This window comes from Desulfarculus baarsii DSM 2075, from assembly GCF_000143965.1.
Lineage (GTDB): Bacteria > Desulfobacterota > Desulfarculia > Desulfarculales > Desulfarculaceae > Desulfarculus > Desulfarculus baarsii.
Genome location: NC_014365.1, coordinates 103,386 through 118,030, shown reverse-complemented (window position 1 = coordinate 118,030; position 14,645 = coordinate 103,386). Strand labels below are relative to the sequence as shown.

At 64.7% G+C, this 14,645-nt stretch carries 10 protein-coding genes and 2 tRNA genes; 6 read left to right on the top strand and 6 right to left on the bottom strand.

Annotated elements, in window-relative coordinates; genetic code table 11:
- The first annotated feature begins 23 nt into the window (after positions 1 to 23).
- Positions 24 to 1,673, top strand: a complete 1,650-nt coding sequence (locus DEBA_RS00530) for a DDE-type integrase/transposase/recombinase (RefSeq protein WP_245528519.1) — start codon at positions 24 to 26, stop codon at positions 1,671 to 1,673.
- Here DEBA_RS00530 and DEBA_RS17535 read toward each other — a convergent pair.
- Positions 1,661 to 2,905 carry a GNAT family N-acetyltransferase gene (locus tag DEBA_RS17535; protein ID WP_013256939.1) on the bottom strand — a complete coding sequence of 415 codons (1,245 nt, stop codon included), beginning with the start codon at positions 2,903 to 2,905 and terminating at the stop codon, positions 1,661 to 1,663. The two genes, DEBA_RS00530 and DEBA_RS17535, sit on opposite strands and share 13 nt — an antisense overlap.
- Positions 2,906 to 3,534: 629 nt before the next feature.
- Here DEBA_RS17535 and DEBA_RS00520 point away from each other — a divergent pair.
- Together DEBA_RS00520 and DEBA_RS00515 are read left to right on the top strand one after the other, a co-directional pair.
- Positions 3,535 to 3,672 carry a hypothetical protein gene (locus DEBA_RS00520; protein WP_187288574.1) on the top strand — a complete coding sequence of 46 codons (138 nt, stop codon included), beginning with the start codon at positions 3,535 to 3,537 and terminating at the stop codon, positions 3,670 to 3,672.
- 141 nt (positions 3,673 to 3,813) lie between these two features.
- A complete protein-coding gene (locus tag DEBA_RS00515; protein ID WP_013256937.1) occupies positions 3,814 to 6,135 on the top strand; it encodes a tetratricopeptide repeat protein in 2,322 nt (773 codons plus the stop codon).
- Between the two features lie 140 nt (positions 6,136 to 6,275).
- Here the strand turns inward: DEBA_RS00515 and DEBA_RS00510 are convergent.
- The 4 genes from DEBA_RS00510 to amrB all read right to left on the bottom strand — a co-directional run bounded on the left by DEBA_RS00510 (position 6,276) and on the right by amrB (position 9,132).
- Positions 6,276 to 6,351 (bottom strand) — tRNA-Glu (locus DEBA_RS00510).
- Between the two features lie 309 nt (positions 6,352 to 6,660).
- Positions 6,661 to 6,734: transfer RNA gene (locus DEBA_RS00505), tRNA-Gln, on the bottom strand.
- 70 nt (positions 6,735 to 6,804) lie between these two features.
- Positions 6,805 to 8,220 (bottom strand): glutamate--tRNA ligase, encoded by a 1,416-nt coding sequence (gene gltX / locus DEBA_RS00500; protein WP_013256936.1) that lies wholly within the window; start codon positions 8,218 to 8,220, stop codon positions 6,805 to 6,807.
- A 108-nt stretch (positions 8,221 to 8,328) separates the two neighbouring features.
- Positions 8,329 to 9,132, bottom strand: a complete 804-nt coding sequence (gene amrB / locus DEBA_RS00495) for an AmmeMemoRadiSam system protein B (RefSeq protein WP_013256935.1) — start codon at positions 9,130 to 9,132, stop codon at positions 8,329 to 8,331.
- Positions 9,133 to 9,434: 302 nt separating this feature from the next.
- Between amrB and DEBA_RS00490 the strand changes: the two genes are divergently transcribed.
- The 3 genes from DEBA_RS00490 to DEBA_RS00480 all read left to right on the top strand — a co-directional run bounded on the left by DEBA_RS00490 (position 9,435) and on the right by DEBA_RS00480 (position 13,395).
- Positions 9,435 to 11,495 carry a TonB-dependent receptor gene (locus tag DEBA_RS00490; RefSeq protein ID WP_013256934.1) on the top strand — a complete coding sequence of 687 codons (2,061 nt, stop codon included), beginning with the start codon at positions 9,435 to 9,437 and terminating at the stop codon, positions 11,493 to 11,495.
- Positions 11,496 to 11,572: 77 nt separating this feature from the next.
- A complete protein-coding gene (locus tag DEBA_RS00485; protein ID WP_013256933.1) occupies positions 11,573 to 12,184 on the top strand; it encodes a class I SAM-dependent methyltransferase in 612 nt (203 codons plus the stop codon).
- 8 nt (positions 12,185 to 12,192) lie between these two features.
- Positions 12,193 to 13,395 (top strand): MFS transporter, encoded by a 1,203-nt coding sequence (locus DEBA_RS00480; protein ID WP_013256932.1) that lies wholly within the window; start codon positions 12,193 to 12,195, stop codon positions 13,393 to 13,395.
- Between the two features lie 28 nt (positions 13,396 to 13,423).
- Here the strand turns inward: DEBA_RS00480 and DEBA_RS16565 are convergent, their stop codons facing one another.
- Positions 13,424 to 14,455: a helix-turn-helix transcriptional regulator gene (locus DEBA_RS16565; RefSeq protein ID WP_013256931.1), complete on the bottom strand. Its 1,032-nt coding sequence runs from the start codon at positions 14,453 to 14,455 to the stop codon at positions 13,424 to 13,426.
- Positions 14,456 to 14,645: the final 190 nt, after the last annotated feature.

The window sequence follows — 14,645 nt, the reverse complement described above, 5'->3', positions numbered from 1 at the left end:
GAGCATATTCCACCAAAGAGCTCATGACCATTTTGAAAGTTCTGGCCAAGAGCTCGATCACCAGACGCGCGAAAAAGGAAAACTGGCAATCGCGGCCTTGCAGCGGCAGGGGCGGTGGTTGCGAATGGATTTCGGCAAGCCTGCCCGCCGACGTTCGGGCGGCGATCACGGCCCACGAGGCCCAGAATGCGGTGGCGACCAGACCCAGCCCCTCGGCGGGCCAGGCGATCCCGGCCAGGGCCCACGAGATCGGCCTGGCCAAGCTGGAACTGCACGGGGCCTGGCGGGTTCATCGTCTGAGCGCCCAGGCTAAAACCACGGCCGACGCGGCGTTTCTGGCGGCCTACAACAGCGGCCAAAGCCACCCGGCGGTGTTCAAGATTCTGGGCCGGGTGACCAAGCACCAGCTTTATCGCTGGGACCGGGCGCTCAAGGAGGCCGGCGGCGACTACCAGGCGCTGTGCGACCATCGCGGCTGGGCCCAGGCCCAGGGCGTGCAAGGGCGCATCAGCCCGGAAGCCCAAGAAATCCTGACCAAAATTTACCTGGACCCCGAGCGGCCGTCGATAGCCCTGGCCTATAGGGGCATGTGCGCCGTGCTTGCCGAGCGCGGCCTGCCGCTGCCCACCGAAAGCACCACCCGCCGATTCATCCAACGCTACAGCCGCGAAAACCACGACCTGGTGGTGCTGATGCGCGAGGGCGAAAAGGCCCTGGCCGACAAGGTGGGGCCCTACATCACCCGCGACGCCGGCCAACTGGCCGTGGGCGACGTGCTGGTGGCCGACGGTCATCGCCTGAATTTCGACTGCATCCACCCGTTCACCGGCAAGCCGGCCCGCATGTGCCTGATTTTATGGCTGGACTGGGCCTCGCGCATGCCGGTGGGCTGGGAGATCATGCCCGAGGAAAACACCACGGCCATCAGCGCGGCCCTGTTCATGGCCATCAAGAATCTGGGCCAGACGCCCAAGGTGGTTTACCTCGATAATGGCCGGGCCTTTCGGGCCAAGTTTTTCAGCAGCGCCGTGGACGACGAACTGCCCATGCAGACGCGGGGATTGTACCAGCGCCTGGGCATCGCCGTGCAATACAGCCGGCCCTACCAGGCGCGGACAAAGATCGTCGAGCGGTTTTTCGGCACGTTCGACGCCCAGTGCGCGCGGCTGTTGCCCAGCTATCGCGGGGCGTCGGTGGCCGACAAGCCGGCCTACCTGGCCCGCAACGAGAAGTTTCACCGCGCCCGCCACAACGACGCCGTGCCGACCATCGCCCAGGCCACCGAGATCATCCAGGCCTATTTTGGCTGGTACGGCCAGCAGCCCCACGAGGGCCTGGACGGCCGCACGCCGCTGGAGGTTTTCGCGGCCGGACGCGGGCCGGGCGTGGACATGGACGCCCTGGCCTGGGATTTCCTCTGGCGCAAGGAGGTGCGGCCCAGCCGCTGCCGGGTGCGCCTGGCCACCCGCCCGCCGGAAAAATGGAACCCCACGAGCTGGATAGCCTGGCTGGGCTATGGGGCGAAAGCGAAGAAGAAAAGAGTTAGGACAGGCGGGGGAAGAGTTAGCTCCCCCACTGGCCCGGCGAATGCGGGCCGTGGTGTGACGCACTGGCCGGTCTGCGCCGGTGTGCGCGTGGGTGGGGGTGCGCTGGTGAGCGTTTACCTGGGATAGCGCATGACGGGCTCGCCAAAGCCGCAGTTGGCAAACACGCGCTGGGCTGCAATATTATCCCGCGATGTATCTATATAGATAATGCTAGCGCCGTGTTGGATGCACTCGTTGATTGCATTTTTTAAAGCATAAGTGGCCAGCCCGCGCCGGCGTTCACCTGGTGCGGTCCAGATAGGGCCAATGATGACGGCTTGTGGTTCGACCTCATAGTGCGCGCACGGAGCGAGGGTGCACCAACCGGTGGAGACCGCGTCACCATCCTCTTCCACCATGAAAAAAAAACGTCGCCTAGTGCATATTTTCAGCAAAGATTTGAGCGCTCCGGCCGAGCCGCTCAGCCGCCTCAAATAGTCAAAGCCCACCAGTCCGCTTGCCGGCCCACGCAGCACTAAAAAACGAACGCCGGTGCGTGCCGCCGTGGCGATGGGGCGCGGATTGACCAGCCTGTAAACGTTCTGATAATTAGCCGCTTCGTCGGATTCCGAAGCAAACATAGGCGGCGTCAGCGGCTGGGCCGGAGCTGATTGACCACAACCAAGCCGCCAATCAACACGGTGAGGCGTGAATAAAAACTTGGCCTTGAAGCGCTGCATCTCGTCGCTGGCACCATAGTAAGAGCCATAGCCATAATACAAAACGCCCGGATAATTTTGCAGGCAATATCGCGCCATCTCCACGATCATCATGGGCACGATTCCAAAACTTTGGAAGTCGGCATGGCCAAGTATATGCTGGATCAACATCACCTCCCCACTGACCAGGCACCCAGCATAGGCCAATAGCCGCCCATCCTTCAACACACCGAAATAAGGGTAGTCATGCGTGTTGCTTTGACTGGGCGGATCCGTGCACGGTTTGACATCACCGCAAAGGTAGGACTCTGGCATTGCGCCCTGGCGCACTGGACTAGAACACCTTATGGCAGCAATATCAGCAAGATGATCATTGAAATTGATTCTGGCGAAACCAAAGCCTTCGCGTTCTGCTTTTTTGCAATTGCGCCGCGCCGCCGGACTGATGAGGGCAAAATATTCGTCGAAGCAGCGGGGGAGCACACCTATGGCGACGCCGTGTCTGAAGGCCTTAACCAATGGTAGCTTAGGGTGTCGTGCGTTGCTCTCCGCCCAGAAATGTTTCACCACTTGAGCGAAGAACGGATGGTTGCTCCGCGCGCCGTCAATGTCAAGGTTCACTCGCAGGAACGGGTCCGTCAAAAATTGTAATTTTCCCATGCCATCACCTTGACAAAGAGGTCCATCGAGACGAGCCGGCAATCTCTTTCGCTTTTCGGCCAGTTCATTAGCCCCTAGGCCCCATTTTATAGATTCTCCACGCCAACATTAGCAGCAACACCCCGAGGCAAATAAGCAATAGCATTATCGAGACAACCATCAGCATGCCACCTTCGCGGTTGGCGTGCTAAAAGGCGTCAAGCATAGGCACCGTCAACGACAAAAATACAATCCCCGCCATCGCCGAAAAGGCTGCAACAACTCTATGCATGTCTACTCCATCGGATGAACGCCAGCAATTTTTTTATCATGGCCCAACTTCGTGCATAATGCAATGCGCGTGTGCGCATTAAAATGGTGGGGACAGCCAAAGCTGATCCCCAGTAAATTTAAAAATTGCCCCAAAATCATCAAACGGTTTTTGGGTGCCCAGCACGTTGCGGCGCCCCCAGAGCTGACGCGCCAGCGCCGGGCGCCGATCAGGCCCGATGAGCCTAGACTCAACAGGGGGTGCAAGAATAGAAGCCCGCGGGCTGCTGATCAGCAACTATGAGCCCATGCCCGTTCTTTGCGGCACCAGCCACCCCGGTTTGGCCCGGGCCTTGCGCCGACGGCCGGCATGGGGCCAAGTGAGCGCCTATTTGCACGGCGGCAACAAGCAAAGGTTCGAACGGTCCATGACCAAAACCGCCAAGCGCACCGGCAGCGCCAGCTCGGGCTATGGCGGTCATTTCAGGGCCGTGCAGTCGTTTCGTTATCTGGGGTAGGGATTAGGTGGCCACCCGCGGCCGCGCCATGGAAACGTGGCGCGGCCGCCATGTCGCAAGCTTGCCGAATTGCCGTTTTTTGGCCTATGATGGCCAAACGCGCCTGCCGCGCCGCAATGTCTGGCCGCCATGGGGGGATCGATGCCGCTCAAGCTCAGCGACGCCTTGCTGCATCTTTCGTGCAAGATTGCCGAGAAGCTGCCCCACGCCGCCGGCCTGGCGCTGGCCGTGGCCTATTGCGCGGCCAGCGGCCAACAAATCCCGGCGTTTGTGGTTGGCGCATTAGCTGGCGACGTCGCCGTCAAGGGCGTGGAGGGCCTTTGCCGGATGGCCACCGATGGCGCGTCGGAGGCCGAAGTTTTGGCCGCCGCTGATGCCCTGGCCAGCGCAAACGCCCGCCCCATCGAGGAACTGGCGGCGGTGATTGCCTCGCTCAAAGACGACTTGGCCAACCTGCCCGAAGCACTGCGCCAAAACCTGCTGGCCCAGATCAAAAAGGAGCAACGCGAGCTGCATGAGCAATGGGGCCGGCGCATTATGGAACTGGTTGGTGCGCCGCCATTTGAGATCATCTGCACCGTGGCCGAGTTGCTGGCCAACGAGCCCAAGGTCAGTGAACACGGCTTGATCCACGTGGTGGACCGGCCCGAATCCACGGCCATATTCCAGGCGTTCAAGGCTGGCCAAACCAAGACTGTTTTGCTGCGCGGCCGGGCCCTTTCAGGCAAGACGTTTTTGGCCTTCAAGGTGGCCCAGCGCTGGATTGCCTCCGGCGGCCGAGTAGCCTGGATCAAATACCACACCGACATCAACGGCTATATTAACGCCGTTAAGTACGATGTTCACGACCATGCCAATTTGCCTCTTCTGATATGGGATCTGCCGTTTAACAAAGCGTTGGACGAAACATTCTTCGAGAGTTTGCAACTTTTCCCCGGTCCGGCGATGATTACCGTGCGGGTGGGCGAACTGAACGTCGCGCCCCGAGACCTAGAGGCGTTGACCCAGCCCGGTTTCAAACGCTGCCTTTGCAAGAATGGTTTTCTGAACCCGGTACGGGAAAAACTCGATTTGTTTCTGGGGCCGGTCCACGATCATCGCCAGGTGCTGAGCGCCATCATCGAAGCGCACAACTATCGGTTGTCCTTGACCGAATCGGCCAAGGACGCCATTGCCGAACGGATGTTTGTCGGCCAGGGAGCGGACCAAACAACCCTCCTGGGCCTGGGCCGGGCCTATCTGATGGCCCTGGCCAACCTGCCGCCCAAGCCAAGCATGGAGCCGCTGGACCGACTAGATGTGCACCGGCTGGAGGGCCCCAACCGTGCGGCCCTAAGCGCCAACGAACAGGTGAAAAACATCTTTGCCCATACCGTGGGTGCGGACGAAAAAGAGTTCCTGACCGCGCTTCGGCTCTACAAGCAGTGGACCTTCAGCGAGGGCATGCACGAGGATGTGCTCACCGCCACGATCCAGGCATGCTGTGATGCGGGGCGAACCATGCGCGACTGCCGCGCCGATCTGACTGAGCGCGGCGTGTTGACCCATGCGCCGCCATGGTATTGGGTTTGGCACGACTTGCAGCTAGATGTCGCACCCAATCAGCCAGACGATACGGCCAATGATGTCTTGGCGCGCACGGTGGAGCATCTGGCGCGAAGCCTGGCATGCGCGACCAACGACCAGAGCAAGAAAACGCTGGCCCAAGCTGCGGGTGGCTTTGCCGCTAAATTGCAGCAAAATGGGCTTTGGCGCGAGGCGTTGGGCTTGCACGATGCTGCCTTGCATGCACGGCGCAACTTGGCCGAGGCCCACGTTGCGGGAGAAGAAGAAGCCAGCGCCCTGGCCGGTACCTGCAACCTGGGCATCCTTTTGGCCGAAATGGGCCAGCGGCCAGCGGCCTTGGCGCTATTCCAAGAAGCGCTGAAGATTTATCGCGATCTGGCCCGTGAGCAGCCAAAGGCCTATCTGCCAAACGTGGCCATGACCTGCAACAACCTGGGCGCGCTTTTTTACGCCATGGGCCAGCACGCAGAAGCGGCCAAGCGGCACGCCGAGGCGCTGATGATTAGATATGCCTGCTGGCTGGAATTGCCGGCGGCTTATGCCGAAAGGCTGGGCAAATCGCTTGCGGCCATAAGAAAACTGGCGACAAACACCGAATTCAGCGGCAGGCAACAGTGGCTGGCCGAACTTTGGCGGGGGATGCTGGGGCGCTTCGGGGGCAACTTGTGGCTGCTATGCCTGCCACTGTGTCAAACCTTCGCCGAGGCCGGCCTGCCCGCCCTGGCCATGGAGCCATACGTCCTTTTGGCCATAACGCTGGAAAAGCAACAAGACCCCGCCGCCGCCGCACAGGCCGCCGCGTTGGTGGAAAGCCTGCGCCCGGCCCTGGGCGCGGAGTTCGAGCCGCTGCGCCAAGGGCTGCGCGCCAAATTCGCCCCGCTGCTGGCTGATCTGTAGCCGCCCCGCACCCACGAACAATCGCTCACAGCCACGCTGGTTTTTGCGTTTCGTTTGACAGATTTTTGCGTTTCGCGTGGCGGCTCACAGCCAAAAAACTAAAGGGGCCGGGCCTTACGACCCAACCCCTTGATATAATTTGGCAGTCCCAACGGGACTCGAACCCGTGTCCCCGGCGTGAGAGGCCGGTATCCTAGACCGCTAGACGATGGGACCGCTCGTATTTATTCGGCTGTGATCGGACGCCGCCAAGGCGGCGTTTTGTCGGCCCGCCGCCGGTCTAGAGAACGGCGGGTCGCACGGGTTGGTACTTTACTGGACAGCTCGCCACTTGTCAACAATGGCAAAGGCCTTTTCGCCGGGGCCACGAGGCAAAATCTCCGCCGCTGGCTGGCCACCGCTCCGCCCAAAAAACTAGGCGGCCAGGCATCAAAACCCGCCGCCCGTCGCTCGCCCAAGGTGGCCGGCCTGTTCAGCCCACCCGCCCGGTTTGTTGCGCGCCGTCTGGCCCGGCGCGGATGGTGTTGGCTGGCGGACTAGGATTCGAACCTAGATTAACGGGGCCAGAACCCGTCGTCCTGCCTTTAGACGATCCGCCAACTACGCTGTGTTACTTATCGGATCATCGGCTTGACGTCAAGTGCCTTCGCCGTTGGCGGCCGGGTTTTTTTAGGCCCCGGCGATGGCCTGGTCCAGGCGCGTCAACACGGCCTGGCGGCCCAGAATGGCCATCACCTCGAAGATGCCGGGGCTGGCCGTGCGGCCGGTCAGGGCCACGCGGGTGGGCTGGGCCAGGGCGCCCAGTTTTTGGCCCGTGCGTGCGGCCAGGGCCCGGAATGCCTCGTTCATGGCCGCCACGTCGTCCACGTTGCCGGCGGCGACCAGCTCGCGCACCTGGCGCAGGATCGCGGCGGCCTCGGGGCCGATCAGGAACTTTTGCCGGGCCTTGGCGTCCATCTCCGGCTGGTCGACCAGGTATGGTTGGGCCCATTGAGCCAGTTGCTCAAGGTTTTCGGTGCGTTGGACAAGCTCGGGGATGGCTTTGCGCAGCACGGCCTCGTCGTAGGCGGCCAGGCCCAGTTTGGCCAAAAACGGCTGGACCAGTTGGGCCAGGCGCTGGGGGTCGGCTTTTTGGATGTATTTGTGGTTGAGCGAGCGCAGCTTGTCCAGGTCGAAGACGGCGGCGCTGCGGCCGACGGAATCCAGGTCGAACAGCTCGATGAGCTCCTGGCGGCTGAAGATTTCCTGATCGCCGTGGGACCAGCCCAGGCGGGCCAGGGCGTTGATCATGGCCTCGGGCAGATAGCCCATTTCGCGGTAATCGGTGATGGCCGTGGCCCCGTGGCGTTTGGACAGGCGGGCCTTGTCCTGGCCCAGGATCATGGGGATGTGGGCGTAGCGCGGCTCGAGGTGGCCCAGGGCGCGGATGAGCAGGATCTGGCGCGGCGTGTTGGAGACGTGATCGTCGCCACGGATGACGTGGGTCACCTCCATGTCGATGTCGTCGACGATGACGGCCAGGTGATAGGTGGGCGAGCCGTCGCTGCGTTGGATGATCAGGTCGTCCAGTTCGGCGTGATCAAAGGTGATGGGCCCTTTGACCATGTCGTTGAAGGTGGTCGAGCCCGTTCTGGGCCCGGCGAAACGCACCACCGCGCCGGGGGCCGGCCCCAGGCCCTTGCCCCGACAGCAGCCATCGTACATGGGCTTGGCCCCGCTGGCCATGGCCGCCTCGCGCTTGGCCTGGAGGGTCTCGGGCGAACAGTGGCACCAATAGGCCGCGCCGCTTTGGAGCATTTGTTCGACGACCTGCTTGTAGCGGTCGAAGCGTTTGGTCTGGTAGTAGGGGCCTTCGTCGAAGTCCAGGCCCAGCCACTCCATGGCCTCGAGGATGGAGGTGACGTGCTCGGGCTTGGAGCGCTGGAGGTCGGTGTCTTCCAGGCGCATGATGAACTGGCCGCCGTGATGGCGGGCGAAGAGCCAGTTGAACAGGGCCGTGCGGCCGCCGCCGATGTGCAGGGCGCCGGTGGGCGAGGGGGGAAAGCGCGTGCGGACCTTGGGCCTGTTGTCGTTGTTTTGGGTCATGATCCCGCTCGGAAATGGTTCGTGATCGCTGGCGCGGCCGGGCCGCCCCGGAATTCATACAGCCAGGCGACCGATTTGGCCAGGCAAAAAAACGTGGCCGCGGCCGGCTCAGTCGATGATCAGGCCGGCGTAGGCCACCACCTCGCGTTCGTCGCCGGTGACCTGGCCGCTGTTGGCGTAGGCCGCCAGCCTGGCCCGCGAGGCCCCCAGGGCCACGGCGGCGGCCAGGGCCACGGCGGTGGGCACGACGCCGCACATGGAAATGCCCCGGCCCAACACCGTGTGGTGCAGGCCCTCGGCGTCCAGGGCCATGATGCGCTCGATGGCCAATTCGTCCAGGGCCTTGGCCTGGGCGGCGGGGATATAGTGGCTCATGTCGGTGCTGGCCACGATCAGCACCGGCTCGCCCAGCGAGGCGATGGCCTCGGCGATGGCCCGGCCCAGATCCAGGCAGTGCTGAACGCCCAACAGCGCCAGGCACAGCGGCGTCAGCAGCAAATGGGCCTGCCGACGCTGCAAAAAAGGCGTTTGCACCTCCAGGGAGTGTTCGTTGCGGTGGGCCAGGTCGTCTTGTTCGACATAAGCCGCCCGGTCCATGATCGCCTGGCCCAGTTGGTCGTCGAGGTTGATCAGGCCCAGGGGCGTGCGCCACTGGCCGCGGCTCATCAGGGCGGCCGGCCGACCCATGCCGCTGTGGTTGGGGCCCATCAGCAGCACCCGCCGGGGCACGGAGACCTGGCCGAAGACCTGGCCGGCCACCCGCCCCGAGAAAACATAGCCCGCGTGGGGACAGATCACGGCCAAGGCCGGTTGGGGCGGCTGGTCGGTTTGCAGCAGGCGGTCGACCTCGGCCGCCAGGGCCTCGGCCTGGGCCGGGTAGAATCGACCGGCCACCGCTGGTTGGCGCACCATGTTTCGCCTCCTTTGCTTGTCGCGCGCGGGGCGCTTATATAAAAATGTGCCACAAAGCGAGCCGCATTTCACGGAATTAGTGGCCGCGGCCTCGAAGTCCGTTCCGCCGGCATCTTCACCATCCCCAAGCCCCTTCTGCGCGCCGCCGTGGCGCGAAATGCTCCGCCACGCGCCAAACATGCTCCCGCGGCGGGCAGACAAGCGCCGCGGCCCGGCCTATGCTCCTGGTCTGGGCGCGCGCCTGGCTTTGGCGCGGCCGCCAATCGAAAAAATCAGCCACGCACGATTGATGGAGGCACGCCATGCATTTTCGGATCACGGCCGCGTTGGCGTTGGCCACGCTGCTGCTGGCCGGCCCGGCCCCGGCCGACGAGCCGGCGCGAACCACGCCGCCGGCAACTTACGCCATCGACGAAGTGACGGTCACGGCCGACAAGCTCGGCCGCGCATCGCAAGAGGTGCCGGCCAGCGTCTCGGTCTATGACGAGGCCGAGCTGGCCGACATGGGCCTGGAAACGACCGACGACCTGTTCGATCGCACGCCCAACATGCACATGACGACCATGGGCCCCCAGGCCATGCTGGGCAATCCCATCGTCAGCATGCGCGGGCTCAGCTCGTTCATGACCGGCGCCCCGGTCATGAGCCTGTTGGTCGATGACGTCTATTATCCCGGCCTGAGCCTGGACCTGCTCGACATCGAGCGGGTGGAGGTGCTGCGCGGCCCCCAGGGCACGATGTATGGCCGCAACACCGAGGCCGGCCTGATCAACGTGATCACCCGCAAACCCACGACCGAGCCCTCGGGCCGGGCCGAACTGGAACTGGGCGATTACAACACCCAACGGGCGCGTTTTTCGGCCGGCGGCGCGGCGATCGCCGACAAGCTCCTGGTGCGCCTGGCCGGCCGTTACGAGAACAGCGACGGTTATTTCAGCAACGACTTCGGCGGGGCCGACGACGTGGACAAGCACCGCAACCTGGACGGCCGCCTGACCCTGGACTGGCTGGCCAGCCCCGACCTGGAGCTGAGCTGGACCACCGACGCCCAGGATTACGACAGCAACTACGCCGAGTTCGCCTTGCTGGACAAAGTTGACAATAACCCCCACCACGTGTCGGTGGATTTTGCCGGCGAGGCCGAAAAGCGCTCGGTGGGTTCGGCGCTGCGGGCCCAGCAAAAGCTGGGCGATCTGAAGCTGGTGTCGATCACGTCGTGGCGCAAAATGGACGCCAGCACCTATCAGGATCTGGACTTCACCGCCTATGACATAATGCGCCTGAAGCTCAAGCAGGATTATCAGACCGTGGGCGAGGAGCTGCGCCTGGTCTCCGATGAGCCGGGTCAGGCCCTGCGTTGGGTCGGCGGCCTGTTCGTCTACCACGAAACCGACGATTTGGATTACGCCACCGAGTTGCGGCCGATGTCGGGCATGGCCGGCAACCTGCGTCAGCAGGGCGACACGGCCACCACCGGCACGGCCCTCTTTGGCCAGGCCAGCTACACCCTCTGGGAGCTGGTGGAGCTGACCGCCGGCCTGCGTTACGATCACGAGAGCAAGGACTTCGACTACGCCTGGTCGGGCGGGGCCTTTGGCGTGCCCGACCTCAAGGGCTCCACCGGCCACGATTTCGACGCCTGGCTGCCCAAGTTCGCCGTGTCGCTGCGTCTGCACGAATCGTTGACGCCCTACGCCAGCGTCTCGCGGGGCTTCAAGAGCGGCGGCTTCAACATCAAATCGGCCGCCGGCCGCAGCTTCGACTCCGAGTTCGCCTGGAACTATGAATTGGGCCTCAAGACCCAATGGTTCGACCGACGCCTGACCCTGGACCTGGCCGCCTTTTACATCGACTGGAGCGACCTGCAAGTCGAGCAGCCCGATTATCCCGATTTCACCGTCGTCAACGCCGCCGCGGCCGCCAGCCACGGTTTCGAGGCCGAGCTGCGCGCGCGGCCCCTGAGCGGCCTGGAGCTGCTGGCCAGCTTCGGCTGCGTGCGCTCCACCTTTGACGAATTCAAGCAGGGCGCGGCCGACTACGCCGACAACGACGTGCCCAACGTGCCGGCCTACACCTACCGCCTGGGCGGCGTCTATCGCTTTTTGGGCGGCTGGTTCCTGAGCGGCGAATACATCGGCGTGGGGCCGATGTATTTCGATGCGGCCAACACCAAGGAGCAGTCGGCCTACGGCCTGGCCAACGCCAGGGCGGGCTACGAGCTCAAGCGCGTCAAAACCTACTTCTTTGTCGACAACATCTTTGACGAGACCTACGCCACGCGGGCCTTCGCCATGAGCGGCCAGTGGTACGGCCGGGCCGGCGATCCGCTGACCTTTGGCGTCAAGCTGGTGTTGGAATATTAGCCCTGGCGGTTTTTTGGCGAAAACACGCGCCGGGCGGGGCGAGGCGTCCCGCCCGGCCTCAGGCGACGAGGCGAATCATGAGTGAGATTTTTGGCGGATTCATCGACGACACGGCGCGGCGGCCGCGCGGCCAGTGGGCGCGCAAGCACTACGGCCAGCCCAAAAGCCACATGCGGGCCTTCGAGGCGGCGATGGCGGCCCTGGCCCCGCGCGGCGACGATGTCTATCTGGAGATCGGCTGCGGCGGCGGTTATTTTCTGGACATGGTCCTGGCCAAGGTCCAGCGGGCGGCGGCCATCGACCACAGCGCCGACATGGCCGCGCTGGCCCGCCAGAAAAACCAGCGCGCCGTGGAGCAGGGTCGGTTGGAGGTCGTCCACGGCGACGCCGAAAAGCTGCCCTGGCCCGACGAGAGCTTCACCTGCACGGCCAACACGGCCATGTGGTTTTTCGTGCGCCGTCCCGAGGCGGTGCTGGCCGAGTTGCGCCGCGTGCTGAAGCCGGGCGGGCGCATCGTCATCGCCACGGCGCGCAAGTCGCTACTCAACAGGCTGCTGTGGGCGGTCTATGGGCTCAATCTCTACGACGACCAACAGATGGCCGGCATGCTGGGCCGGGCCGGCTTTGTCGAGATAAAGATAGAACGGCAGGGGCTGTTGGGCCAGTTGGCCACGGCCCGCAAGGCCTGAGGCGGCCGGTGCGGTCTTCGCGCAAATATGTTTTGCTGGCCGGGCTTTACGTGGCCCAGACCTTGCCCGGCCATTTTTTCAGCAATGTCTTTCCCGTGGTGCTGCGCGAGCATGGGGCCAGCCTGGCCAGCATCGGCTACTTGCAGGTCATCGGCCTGCCGTGGCTGCTCAAGTTCCTCTGGGCCCCGCTGGTCGATCGCCTGGTCGGCCCGCGGGGCCTGCACGCCAGGGTCATCGTGGCGCTGGAGGCGCTGTTTTGCCTGAGCACGCTGGCCCTGGCCTTTGTCGATTTCCGCGCCCATTTCGCGCTGGTGGTGGGGCTGATGACGCTGTCCTACGCCTTTGCCGCCACCCAGGACGTGGCTGTCGACGCCCTGGCCATCCGGCTGCTCAGCCAGCGCGAGCGCGGCCCCGGCAACGCCGTGCAGACCGGCGGCAACATCGTCGGCGCGCTTTTGGGCACGGCCGGCGGCCTGGCGCTATACCAGCTCATCGGTTGGTCGGGCGTGCTGATCGCCCTGGCCCTGGCCCTGCTGCCGCCGCTGCTGCCCCTGGCCGGCCTGGGCCGCCGGGCGGCTGGCGCGGTGGGGCCGCCCTCGCGTCACGGCGGGATGCTGGGCTTTTTCGGCCAGCCCGGGGCCAAGCGCTGGAGCTTGATCATGCTGGCCTCCCACGGCGGCAGCATGGCCAGCATGATGATGAGCAAGCCGCTGCTGGTTGATCTTGGTTTTTCGGCGGTGGGCATCGGCCTGCTCACCGGCGTCTACGGCCTGGGCCTGGGCCTGGTCGGGGCCTGGGCCGGCGGCCGAATCATCGTGGGGCTGGGCCGCAAGGCCGCCCTGGCCCTGGGTTGCCTGCTGAGCGCGGTGGCCGCCGCGTCGCTTGCGCCCCTGGCCCTGGGCCTGGTCAGCGGGCCGTATTTGCTGACCGGCCTGGGGCTTTCGGGCGTGGGGCTGGGCCTGACCATGACCGCCGTCAACACCATCGCCATGGATTTCGCCCGCTCGGGTCACGAAGGCGCGGACTACAGCCTACAGGTGGCCATCTCCATGCTGGGCGGCGGGGTGGTGATGGGCGCCAGCGGCGTGCTGGCCCAGGCGCTGGGCTATCTGGGGCTGTTCGCGCTGTGCGCCCTGCTCTGCCTGGGCGCGGCCGGGCTGGCCTGGTTTTTTTTCCGCGAGCGCCGGCCGGCCGCCGCCACGAGCGGTTAATCGCGCGGCTGGGCCTGAAGGCCGGCGTTCAGGGGCGGGGGGAAGGGGCCGCGCGCAGGGCCAGGGCCCGGACCTCGCCGGGGGTCTGGCCGAAGCGCCTCTTGAACAGGCCGATGAAATTGCCGGGGTTGGCGTAGCCCACGGCCAGGCTGGCCTCGCAGACGTTCATCTCGCCGGCCTCCAGCAGGCCCTTGGCCCGCTCCAGGCGCGCCTGACGCAGCAGGCCATAGGGCGTTTCGCCGAACATCTGGCGAAAGCCCTGCTTGAGCTTGCACTCGTTGACGCCGACACGGCGGGCCAACTGGGCCAGCGACGGCGGGTCGGCCAGGTTGTCGAGCAACACCTGGCGGGCGGCGCGCAGGTTTTCCACGTCGCGGGGCGACAGGGGCACGCCGCGCTCCGGGCGATCGGCCCAGCGCCGCGCCAACTGCCGGATGGCCAGGATCATCAGCTCCAGGGCCCGGCATTGCAGCAGCAACGCCGAGGCCGGCCGCTCGGCCAGGGCCTGGCTCACCCCACCCATGGCCCGGGCGATCTCGGGCGTCACCGCCGCGCCAACGAAAAACGGATCAAAACCGGGGCCGGGGGCCTGGGGGGCGCACTCGCGCCAAAGCCGGGCAAAGTCGCGGCGGGCCATGCTCAGGCCGATCAGGCGGCAATCGCCGGCCATGGGCCGCCAGACCCCGTGGGCCTGGGGCAGGAACGAGGCGGTGAAAACCGACGGGGCCTGGCTCACCCCGCGCAGGCGCTTGGGGCCGATCTGCACGTCGGTCAGCGATTGGCCGGCGGTGCAAAAGGAAAAATTCAGCTTGGCGTCGCTGACTTCGAAGGCGTATTCGCCGGCCCGGGCAAAGCTGAAAGCGGCCGTGTGCAGGCTCAGGCCCCGCTCGAGGGCCAGGCCCCAGTGGCCGGGCAGGTCGGCCAGGTCCGTCCAGGTCTGGGCCTGGGGATCGCGCAGACGAAAATCAGGTGGCGCGGCGCTCCGGCCACCGAGCCACCTCGGCGCGACCGCCGCGGGCCAAGCCTGGGCGGCGTCTGGTTGAATAGCGGGCTGCAACAAGGGTGGTCGCTCCGTGTGGTCGTCGCGGCGCGGCGAGCGCCCCTTGTTTTATTATCAAAATAAAGTTAGTTTGTCAAAACAATAAACAGCTCGCCCCGGTCCGCGCGCGAAAGCCGCGCTTTGCTTTTGACCACCGGGCCGATGGTGTTATCCTTTTTGTAGGCGGCTTCCGCGCATTCATCCAACAACG

What these genes read in the sequence shown, in the direction of transcription:
- amrB (WP_013256935.1), bottom strand. Translation starts at nt 9,132, where the DNA reads ATGGTGCGCCAACCAGCGGTGGCCGGTCGATTCTACCCGGCCCAGGCC.
- DEBA_RS00490 (WP_013256934.1), top strand. Translation starts at nt 9,435, where the DNA reads ATGCATTTTCGGATCACGGCCGCGTTGGCGTTGGCCACGCTGCTGCTG.
- DEBA_RS00485 (WP_013256933.1), top strand. Translation starts at nt 11,573, where the DNA reads ATGAGTGAGATTTTTGGCGGATTCATCGACGACACGGCGCGGCGGCCG.
- DEBA_RS00530 (WP_245528519.1), top strand. Translation starts at nt 24, where the DNA reads ATGACCATTTTGAAAGTTCTGGCCAAGAGCTCGATCACCAGACGCGCG.
- DEBA_RS17535 (WP_013256939.1), bottom strand. Translation starts at nt 2,905, where the DNA reads ATGGGAAAATTACAATTTTTGACGGACCCGTTCCTGCGAGTGAACCTT.
- gltX (WP_013256936.1), bottom strand. Translation starts at nt 8,220, where the DNA reads ATGACCCAAAACAACGACAACAGGCCCAAGGTCCGCACGCGCTTTCCC.
- DEBA_RS00515 (WP_013256937.1), top strand. Translation starts at nt 3,814, where the DNA reads ATGCCGCTCAAGCTCAGCGACGCCTTGCTGCATCTTTCGTGCAAGATT.